Origin of the sequence: Diaphorobacter sp. LR2014-1 (assembly GCF_002916785.1) — a bacterium.
GTDB lineage: Bacteria > Pseudomonadota > Gammaproteobacteria > Burkholderiales > Burkholderiaceae_C > Diaphorobacter > Diaphorobacter nitroreducens.
In genome coordinates, this window is record NZ_MTBE01000067.1 from 1 (window position 1) to 8,043 (window position 8,043).

General features: G+C 69.7%; 11 protein-coding genes and 1 pseudogene. 1 reads left to right on the top strand and 11 read right to left on the bottom strand.

What is annotated here, in order from left to right; genetic code table 11:
- From BV908_RS21415 to BV908_RS21450, 8 genes and pseudogenes are all read right to left on the bottom strand, one after another.
- Nucleotides 1-502, bottom strand: a pseudogene (locus tag BV908_RS21415) (conjugal transfer protein TraB); the annotation flags it as partial.
- Entirely contained in the window at nt 499-1,503 is a 1,005-nt protein-coding gene (locus BV908_RS21420) for a type-F conjugative transfer system secretin TraK (RefSeq protein WP_059400271.1), read from the bottom strand. The gene BV908_RS21420 and the pseudogene BV908_RS21415, both read right to left, overlap by 4 nt.
- Nucleotides 1,490-2,056, bottom strand: a complete 567-nt coding sequence (traE, locus tag BV908_RS21425; RefSeq protein WP_059400272.1) for a type IV conjugative transfer system protein TraE — start codon at nt 2,054-2,056, stop codon at nt 1,490-1,492. The genes BV908_RS21420 and traE overlap by 14 nt, the downstream gene beginning before the upstream one ends.
- A gap of 13 nt (nt 2,057-2,069) precedes the next feature.
- Nucleotides 2,070-2,369, bottom strand: coding sequence for a type IV conjugative transfer system protein TraL (traL, locus tag BV908_RS21430; RefSeq protein WP_059400273.1), 300 nt, complete (start codon nt 2,367-2,369; stop codon nt 2,070-2,072).
- Between the two features lie 30 nt (nt 2,370-2,399).
- Entirely contained in the window at nt 2,400-2,762 is a 363-nt protein-coding gene (locus tag BV908_RS21435; RefSeq protein ID WP_059400274.1) for a hypothetical protein, read from the bottom strand.
- A 196-nt stretch (nt 2,763-2,958) separates the two neighbouring features.
- On the bottom strand, nt 2,959-3,750 hold the full coding sequence (locus tag BV908_RS21440; RefSeq protein WP_172751427.1) for an OmpA family protein: 792 nt from the start codon (nt 3,748-3,750) through the stop codon (nt 2,959-2,961).
- Nucleotides 3,751-3,776: 26 nt separating this feature from the next.
- Nucleotides 3,777-4,388: a lytic transglycosylase domain-containing protein gene (locus BV908_RS21445; protein ID WP_082136755.1), complete on the bottom strand. Its 612-nt coding sequence runs from the start codon at nt 4,386-4,388 to the stop codon at nt 3,777-3,779.
- Nucleotides 4,389-4,554: 166 nt separating this feature from the next.
- The gene (locus BV908_RS21450; RefSeq protein ID WP_059400442.1) at nt 4,555-5,064 is read right to left on the bottom strand and encodes a hypothetical protein; all 510 of its coding nucleotides are present in this window, start codon (nt 5,062-5,064) and stop codon (nt 4,555-4,557) included.
- Nucleotides 5,065-5,305: 241 nt separating this feature from the next.
- On the opposite strand from BV908_RS21450, the gene BV908_RS21455 reads away from it, so the two are divergent.
- Entirely contained in the window at nt 5,306-5,656 is a 351-nt protein-coding gene (locus tag BV908_RS21455; protein ID WP_059400276.1) for an H-NS histone family protein, read from the top strand.
- Between the two features lie 43 nt (nt 5,657-5,699).
- Here BV908_RS21455 and BV908_RS21460 read toward each other — a convergent pair whose 3' ends face one another.
- The 3 genes from BV908_RS21460 to BV908_RS21470 all read right to left on the bottom strand — a co-directional run bounded on the left by BV908_RS21460 (nt 5,700) and on the right by BV908_RS21470 (nt 7,990).
- Nucleotides 5,700-6,323 carry a DUF4400 domain-containing protein gene (locus BV908_RS21460; RefSeq protein WP_059400277.1) on the bottom strand — a complete coding sequence of 208 codons (624 nt, stop codon included), beginning with the start codon at nt 6,321-6,323 and terminating at the stop codon, nt 5,700-5,702.
- Nucleotides 6,320-6,646 (bottom strand): hypothetical protein, encoded by a 327-nt coding sequence (locus BV908_RS21465; RefSeq protein ID WP_246867575.1) that lies wholly within the window; start codon nt 6,644-6,646, stop codon nt 6,320-6,322. Before BV908_RS21465 ends, BV908_RS21460 begins: the two co-directional genes overlap by 4 nt.
- A gap of 72 nt (nt 6,647-6,718) precedes the next feature.
- A complete protein-coding gene (locus BV908_RS21470; protein ID WP_047350851.1) occupies nt 6,719-7,990 on the bottom strand; it encodes an IS256 family transposase in 1,272 nt (423 codons plus the stop codon).
- Between the last annotated feature and the right edge of the window lie 53 nt (nt 7,991-8,043).

Below are 8,043 nucleotides of genomic sequence, written 5' to 3' on the forward strand. Positions count from 1 at the left end.
GGCTCGCAGCAGGCGGCATGGCGACCGGGCTCGCCGGCGCGGGCGGCGGTGGCGGCGGCGCGGGTGGCGCAGGAGGGGGCGCGGCCGGGGGCTGCTGGTTCGCGGTCAGGCGCTTCTCCAACTCCGCGAAGCGCTGCATCGTCCGCCCCTCGAAGGCCTGGCGCTCCTTGTTGAGCCGGTTCTGCTCGTCGCGCTCGGTCTCGTACTGCGCGAGCTTGCGGCCCGCGGTGCCGACCCACTGGTCGAGCGGGTTGACCTGCGCGCCCGGCGGCAGCACGCCGATGTTGGTGACGTCGCCTGGCTGCACCTGGGGAGCGCTGCCGCCGCGCGGCTGCGGCCCCGGCCCGGCGAAGCTGAAGATCAGCCAGAGCAGTCCGATGCCGGCCGCGAGGATTGCGCCCAGCAGGGCGTACTGCCGCTGGCGCGGCGAGAAGCGGTCCATCAGTCCGCGCACGGCGTAGCCGGGCGGGCGGCCGCCCGGGGGCATGGAGGGCGCGTTCATCGTTCGCCTCCCCGCCGGATCACGTAGACGCTGGTGCTCTCGCCCGGCCGCAGGCTGTGGTGCTCGATCGCCACGCCGACGGTCTCGCCGCCGGCGCGGCTGTCGGGGCGGTCGAATTCCTGCTCGGCCAGCACCATCGGCGCCGCGCTGACGTTCTGGAGCAGGTACTTCTCGCCGGTCAGGCCCCGGCCCTCGTACTGGCGCAGCAGCGTGAGGCGTGCCTCGGCCCAGAGCTGGACCGGGCGGGAGCGCTCCTCGACCCGGACGTCCGGCGGCACGCGGTCGGACGCCATGGCCACCAGCAGCGCCTTCATCGCGCGCACGTGGCTGGGCGCGGGGCCCGAGGGGGCGGCCTCGGCGGCGGCCGGGCGCAGCGCGCGCGGCGTCTTGTCGCGGATGACGATGGTGTCTGCGGGCGTGTCCGAGCGGCGCAGCAGCAAGGTGTAGGTGGCGGAGGCCGAGGCCACGAAGAGGTTGATCGGCTGGGCCGCATCGCCGACCGGGCGGATGTAGATTTCGCCCTTGTCGCGATCGCACTCGACGATGACCTCCCCGGCCGGATTGACCGCGGGCGATGAGAACGCACCCGCGGGGGAGAGTCCGGGCGTGGCGGAGGGCGAGCCGGGCGAGGCTGGCGGTGCGGAAGCGGGCATCGGCGGGCCGCCGCAATGGCTGGAATGGATGTTGCCGAACACGTCGGTGATCGGCGTGCCCTCGATGCGGATGCGCGTGGGCTCCTTCAACGACACGATGGCCTCGGCGGCGACGCCGTCGCTCGCCTCGACGACCTGCAGCGCATGGGCATGCAGCCCGAAGGACAGGGCCGTGACGAGGAGGATCCGCCGCGCGGCGGGAGGCAGTCGCTTCCAGCGCTCGCGTGTCGGCGGCAAGGGCACGCGTGCTGGCGCGGTTGCGGCGCGCGCGGCCGGGCCTGCGCCGCCGACGGCGCGGCGGGCCACGGGCAGGCGCAGTGGCGTGCGCGCGGTGTCACTTGACCGCATAGGGCACCTCCTTGAATCCGATGACGTGCATGCGAGCGCCGGCATGACCGAAGTCGATGCGGTAGGCCTTGAGTTCGTTGGCGGTCTCGTAGCCGTTCACGAGGGTGCGCAGGCGTCCGCGCACGACCAGCGACTGCGCTTCCTCGCTGGCCACGAGCTGCTGCGGCGCGAATGCCGTCGCGGCGTTGATGCGCTTGAGGCGCTCCGCCTCGACTTCCTGGCGCGCCTTGAGCGCGCCGTATTGCGCCGGGTCGACGTAGCCGAGCAGGATGTCCTTCTTCCAGTCGATGGAGCTGGGGGTGACGTCCAGGATCAGCCAGGCGACGAAGCTGCCCATCTGCTCGAGGTACTCGCTCGATGCCTGGTCGGCCGTGACCCAGAAGGTCTTGCTCAGCGACGGTGGAACGACCACGGTGCGCACCGTCCCCAGGAGCTGGAGGATGACGATGAGCGCGACGAACAAGCCCGCGGCCAGCGCGCCCACGGCCAGGCCCAGTCCCCGGTTGCGCCGGCGTAGCTCCTTGAGGTCGCCGCTGAGTCGCTCGAAGTCCATGGTGCGCCTCGGCTCAGCCGACCATCCGGCGGAGATGGGACGGCGGCGTCACGCGCATCGACGTCGCCGGGTTGGTCGGCAGGTGCCAGTAGAGCCAGTGGAGGGCGAACGCGGGGTGCTTGTCCGCCTTGAGGCGCGATATCCAGCGCGAGATGGCGAACCCGGCGGCCATGCAGACCGCGAACGCCACCTTGCTCGACGACAGGTAGCCGACGAAGAACATGAACACGATGGGCGCGGCGACGTCCACGTCCCAGAAGCCCAGCTTCCAGCTGTCGTCGAGACGCCGCGGGATGTAGGTGTCCGCTTGCATGGGGGCCTCCGGAATCGGGTGCGCCGGGGCTCAGACGACCGCGCCCATGATCGCGCCGGCGATCACCAAGCCGACCGCCGCGAAAATGGCCAGGCCGACATAAAAAAGGACGGGGCCGAAGTTGCGCAGCGCCGACAGCGAGATCAGCGCGACCACGAAGCCGACGAAGCCCACGAGCGCCTTGATGCCGGGGCCGAGTTCCGCGATCTGCGTCAATGCGCTGGTGAGCGGCCCGGTGATGCCCGTGAAGGCCACCAGGTCGAGTGCATGGCTCGGGAACGCGAGCGCCAGTCCCGCGATGGCGAGCGCCAGCAGACAGACGAAGGCGATCAGCTTGCGCGCGGACGAGCGCCGGGCGGCCGGTGCGGGGGCGGAGAGGATGGCGATGCTCATGAAGAACTCCTTTGGAAATGAAGGACTGAGGGACGGGACGGCCGGATGGCGGGCCGGAGGCGCTCGGGCCGCCGGTAGCTGCCGGAGGTGGAGCCGCTGCGGCGCGGCGCGGTGGAGCCCGCGGGCTCTTCGGGTGGATCCGGGCGAAGGCCGCCGGGGGCCGGCAGCGTCCGGATGGCGTCCGTAGGGCGCGTCCTCATGGGGCGTCCTCCGGATCGGATGCCGAGAGCGTGATCTCGACGCGCCGGTTCGCGAAGCGGCCTTGCGCGGTGTCGTTGCTCGCGGCGTAGCAGCACGCTCCGGCGGCCTCGATGTCCACGGCCGCCGGCCAGCGCGGGAGGCGGTGGCGCAGGTGGTCGCGCACTGCGCGGGCGCGCGCCATTGCCAGCGCGTCGTTCACGGCCTGGGGTCCGGCGCTGTCGGTTCTGCCGACGATGCGAAGCCGGTGCAGCGCTCCGGCCTCCGAGGCCTGGCCGGCAGCGGTGTCCAACTGCGCCCTGGCCGCCTCGTTCAGCCGTGCGTCGCCGAACGGGAAACGCACGGTCACGGCGATGTCGCCGCGCCGCTGCGGCCTGGCTGCGCCTTCGGGCTCATCCGGTCTGTCGGGAGATGCGGGGGACGGCTGCGGCGTGGCCGGGACCGCGGTGCCGGCCTCGTGACCCTTCGATGCGGGAGCTTGCTGCGCGGAAGCTTTGCGCGGCGTCTCCGGCGAGGCGAGGGGCGCAAGCGATGCCGGCCTCGGGCCTTGCTCGGCATCGTGTTGCCGTGCGGGAGTAGCCTGCGCAAGGGTCTTGGGCGTGACGCGGGGGCACGCGTCGTCGCTGCACAGCACGAACGGTGCGAAGCGGGCTGTGTCCATCCGGGGGCCGCTTTCCGCCTGCGCGATGCGCAGCGCACCCGTGTGCGGTGCGGCCGCGGCCGGCGCCGCCGCCGAGGGGGCTGCCGGCGGACGCAGCAGGGCGCAGGCGCAGAGCGCGAGTGCGCCCATGCAGCCGGCGATCCAGGTCCCGCACCTCATGGCGCCACCCTCGGGCTGATCCGCACGTGGTAGCGCACGGAGGCCGCCGGGCGGGCCGCCGCTGCGACCGCCGTGCCTGTGCCCGTGCGCGTGCCGCCAGCGGCGGGACCGCGGGACGGGGACGATTGCGCAGCGACGGCGGCAGCCGGCATGGCGGCCGGTGTCTGCGGCAGCCGGCGGTAGACCTTCCACGCATACTCCGAACGGGCCCGGGCGCATGCCTCGCCCTTGAGTTGCGAGCACGCGGCGTTGTAGGCGCCTACCGCGTTCCACGTGACGCCGTGGCGCGCGAACGCATCGGCGAGCAGCCAGGCGCCGACCTGCAGGTTGGTGCAGGGGTCGTACAGATGCGCCTCGGTGATCCCATGGCGCGCGAGCTTCGGGAGGTGCGAGCTGTTGATCTGCATCAGCCCGATGTCCCGCGTGCCGGTGCGTGCCTGGTGCGTGTTGTTGACCGCGCGCGGATTGAGCCCGGACTCGACGCGGGCCACGGCATAGAGAAGGTGGGCGGAGATGCCGTAGCGTTGCGCCGCGACGTCCCAGCACGCGCTCGCCGTGCCCGGCGCGGCGTGCAGCAAGAGTGCGGCGATGAACGGTAGAGATCGCATGACTTGTCCCATGGATGGCGGTCCGCGCCCCGGGAACCGGAGGCGGAGGCGCGACCGGCGGGGCCGGGCAAGGTCGGATGCGGGTGGTCAGGATGCGGCGGTGCAGCCTGGCGGAGGGTCGGGCCGGCGGCGGGTCGCGCAGCCGGTCGGGGTCGGTGGCGCGGGGTCAGCGCTCTGCGTGTGCGGCGTGGGCCGAGGCCCCGCTCGCGCGCTCGGCCATGTTCAACCGGGCCTGGCGCAGAAGTCGAGCGCCGCTTTCATCGATGCGGCGTGCCTGCGCGACGCAGGCGGTGGTGAGCTGGTCGAGCTGGAAGTTCGGGTTCGGATGGCGGTTCGCCGGTGAGCGCTGCAGCTCGCGCAACTGCTCGTACTGCGCGCGCCACATCGATTCGCGCCGGCGCGCCGTGGTGGGAGGACGCAGGACCAGCTGGGTGCCCAGGAACCGGAAGACCTCCTGCTGGTCTGCCGAATTGGCCAGGCTCAACGAGACGGCGGCGCTGATCAGATCGGGGAAGCGGAAGGTGGGGCAGACGTTCGCCGCACTCTTGAGGATGCTGTACAGCCACGCGTATTCCTCGAGCCACAGCCTCGCCTCGACTATGGTGTCGGCGGGCGCCTGCGGGTTGGCAGGGCGGTGCTGGATCGGTTCGTCGCGCGATGACAGGGCATGGTCCATCTCGATCTCCTGAGCGTTGGCGCGGTCCTGGGACCGCGGCCGCATCGAACACAACTCGGTGCCATGAGCGTACGGGCGGCGGTCCATGCTGTCGCCCTGGAATGCGATGGATATGGGGGGGATTTCGGCGACAGCTCTCGGCAAGCGCGCTCGGACGTTGCCTTGGCGCCGCGCCAGCCCTGGGCTTGCGCGAGAGAGCCGCTAGCATTGGCACATCACAACCTGACTGGGAACGCTCTACATGGCCAAGAACGCTGCACGCACCTATGCCGACATCACCAAAGAGATCGAGTTGCTCCAGAAGGAAGCGCAGGACCTGCGCAAGAAGGAGGTCGCGGAGGTCGTGGCGCGCATCAATGAAGCGATAGCGCACTATGGCCTGCGCCCCAGCGATCTCAAGTTCGGTGGGCAACGCCCGAACGTCAAGGCCCAGGTCGCCGGCACCGCGAAGAAGGCGCCGGACAAGCGCAAGGCGCTGGCAGCGAAATACCGGGACGACAAGGGCAATGCCTGGACCGGCCGCGGGCCGCGTCCGCGCTGGCTGCGCGATGCCCTGGAGCAGGGCAAGGTGCTGGAGGACTTCGCGGTCTGAGGCCTGGAGGAACGGTGCTGGACTTCGGCTGCGCATCCGCCGGTCATGACCGGCGGTGGAAGTGCGCGATCGCGCGGGTGGCCAGGGCGCACACCAGAACGGGCGCTGCGGCCCAGGCGGCCGGATGCAGCGTCCAGGGCCAGACCATCGCCAGCACGCTCGCGCACAGCGTGAAGATCGCGGCGCTCACGCACAGGGCGAACATCTCCGGGTCGTGCTGCCGGAACTCCCTGGACTTGACGGCGCGCTCGAGGAAGGCGTCGGTGGCCAGCGCCAACGCGAGGAGCCAGTACTTGGGCAGCCACTCCAGCAGCATCGCGAGGCGGTAGGAGGCCAGAACGAGCAGCGCGTCGATGGAGCGGAAGTAAGGGTTGTTGAACAGCCGCTGGTTCACCCGCGCCATCTCCCGCCCGACGGCCTGGTCCACGCCCGTGTGCGCGGGGGCGCTTGACGCGGCGGGAACCGGCGAGGCGGCGGCGGCATCGGCCTGCAGCTCCATCATCCTGTCCAGCATGCGCTCGGCCGTGTCGGCTCCCCAGAAGTCGCTGTTTTGCTGATGCTCCTGGCGTAGCTGCTGCATGAAGCGCTCGGGCGGCTGTGCTGAGGGCAGGTACAGGACCAGCAGCAACAGTGCCGTCAGCGAGGCGATGGTGACGACGCGGATCATGATGGCCGTGCGCTACCGCGCCCGTGGTCGGGGTCGATGATCTGGAAGCGCCCCTTGATGCGCCTGCCGCCGGAGACGGATGCGAAGTAGTGCAGATTGGGCAGCTTGCCCAGGATGTCCGCCGGCACGGCTTCTTCCTGGGTCTCGGTGATCTGCGTCGAGTAGGACGACGAGAAGTCGCCGAGGTGTGCGTCGGCACCGTGGTTGAGGCCGACACGAACGGTATGGATGGCCGTGCGGCCGAAGGTCTCGACCACGAACTCCTGGGTCGGGCCGTCCTTGGTGCGCAGCGCGATCAGATTGTTGAGGTTGCCGAGCACCATGCGGGGAGTGTCAGGATTTCTGTGTGTGAGGCTGTTGAATCCGTCACTCAATCGTGAGGCGGCTTGGTGATCTTACTGGCCCGATCTGGTAAATCGGTCCTCGTAGAGGATCGCAAATTGGTTCATCGCTGATTTCCAGTGGTTGGCCGCCCGCCCCCAGTCCGCGGTGATGTTGCGCAGCGCCAGCCAGATCAGCTTGGTGGCCGCCTCGTCGCTGGGGAAGTGGCCGCGCGTTTTGATGATCTTGCGCAGCCGTGCGTTCACGCTCTCGATGGCGTTGGTGGTGTAGATCACGCGCCGCACCTCGGGCGGGAAGGCGAAGAACGGGATGACCTTGTCCCAGGCCCGGCGCCAGGCGCTGACCACGGTCGGGAACCGCTGCCCCCAGGGGCCGGCCGCAAACGCATCCAACTCGGCCTCGGCCGCCTCGGCGCTCACCGCGGTGTAGATGGGTTTGATGGCTGCGGCCAGCGCCTTGCGGTCTTTCCATGACGCAAAGTCCAGGCCACCCCGGATCAGGTGCACGATGCAGGTCTGCAGCGTCGTCGCCGGGAACACTGCGCCCAGCGCCTCTGGCATGCCCTTGAGGCCGTCGGTGACGGCAATCAGGATGTCCTGCACCCCGCGCGTCTTCAGATCGTTGAAGACCTTCATCCAGAACTTCGCCCCCTCGGTGTTCTCGATCCAGATTCCCAGGATGTCGCGCGAGCCGTCAGGCAGTACGCCCAGCGCCAGGTAGACGGCCTTGGAGCGCACCACCGCATCCTCGCGAATCTTGACCCGCAGCGCATCGAAGAACACCACCGGGTACATCGCCTCCAGCGGCCGTGTCTGCCAGGCCGTGACCTCGCCCATCACCTCATCGGTGACACGGCTGATGAGCTCGGGCGAGACGTCCACCGAGTACATCTCAGCCAGGAAACCCTGGATCTCGCGCACCGTCATGCCGCGTGCGTACATGGCGATGATCTTGTCGTCGAAACCCGTAAAGCGCCGCTCGTGCTTGCCAATGAGCTGCGGCTCGAAGCTGCCTTCGCGATCGCGTGGGACATCGATGCGCAGCGCCCCCACATCGGTCAGTACGGTCTTGGTGCTCTTGCCGTTGCGGTGGTTGGCTGATCCGCCTGTGGGCTTGGCTTGGCCGGGCGCATAGCCTAGGTGATGACTCATCTCGGCGCCCAGCGCCCGCTCAAGAATTGACTTCTTGAACTGATCGAACAGCCCTTGGACTTGGCCCGGCGTCATGGGCCCGGTCACCAACTGGTCAAGCAGCTCGGCCGGGATGTGAAATTGCGGCTGTGCCGCCTGGTCCGCCAAAGCGGTGGGTTTGGTCTTGCGTGGCATTCATGCTCCTTGTCGACATGCTATGCCTCACACACAAAATTTCTGACAAGCTC

Coding starts and splice junctions, on each gene's coding strand:
- BV908_RS21420 (WP_059400271.1), bottom strand. CDS start 1,503: ATGCGGTCAAGTGACACCGCGCGCACGCCACTGCGCCTGCCCGTGGCC.
- traE (WP_059400272.1), bottom strand. CDS start 2,056: ATGGACTTCGAGCGACTCAGCGGCGACCTCAAGGAGCTACGCCGGCGC.
- traL (WP_059400273.1), bottom strand. CDS start 2,369: ATGCAAGCGGACACCTACATCCCGCGGCGTCTCGACGACAGCTGGAAG.
- BV908_RS21435 (WP_059400274.1), bottom strand. CDS start 2,762: ATGAGCATCGCCATCCTCTCCGCCCCCGCACCGGCCGCCCGGCGCTCG.
- BV908_RS21440 (WP_172751427.1), bottom strand. CDS start 3,750: ATGGGCGCACTCGCGCTCTGCGCCTGCGCCCTGCTGCGTCCGCCGGCA.
- BV908_RS21445 (WP_082136755.1), bottom strand. CDS start 4,388: ATGCGATCTCTACCGTTCATCGCCGCACTCTTGCTGCACGCCGCGCCG.
- BV908_RS21450 (WP_059400442.1), bottom strand. CDS start 5,064: ATGGACCATGCCCTGTCATCGCGCGACGAACCGATCCAGCACCGCCCT.
- BV908_RS21455 (WP_059400276.1), top strand. CDS start 5,306: ATGGCCAAGAACGCTGCACGCACCTATGCCGACATCACCAAAGAGATC.
- BV908_RS21460 (WP_059400277.1), bottom strand. CDS start 6,323: ATGATCCGCGTCGTCACCATCGCCTCGCTGACGGCACTGTTGCTGCTG.
- BV908_RS21465 (WP_246867575.1), bottom strand. CDS start 6,646: ATGGTGCTCGGCAACCTCAACAATCTGATCGCGCTGCGCACCAAGGAC.
- BV908_RS21470 (WP_047350851.1), bottom strand. CDS start 7,990: ATGCCACGCAAGACCAAACCCACCGCTTTGGCGGACCAGGCGGCACAG.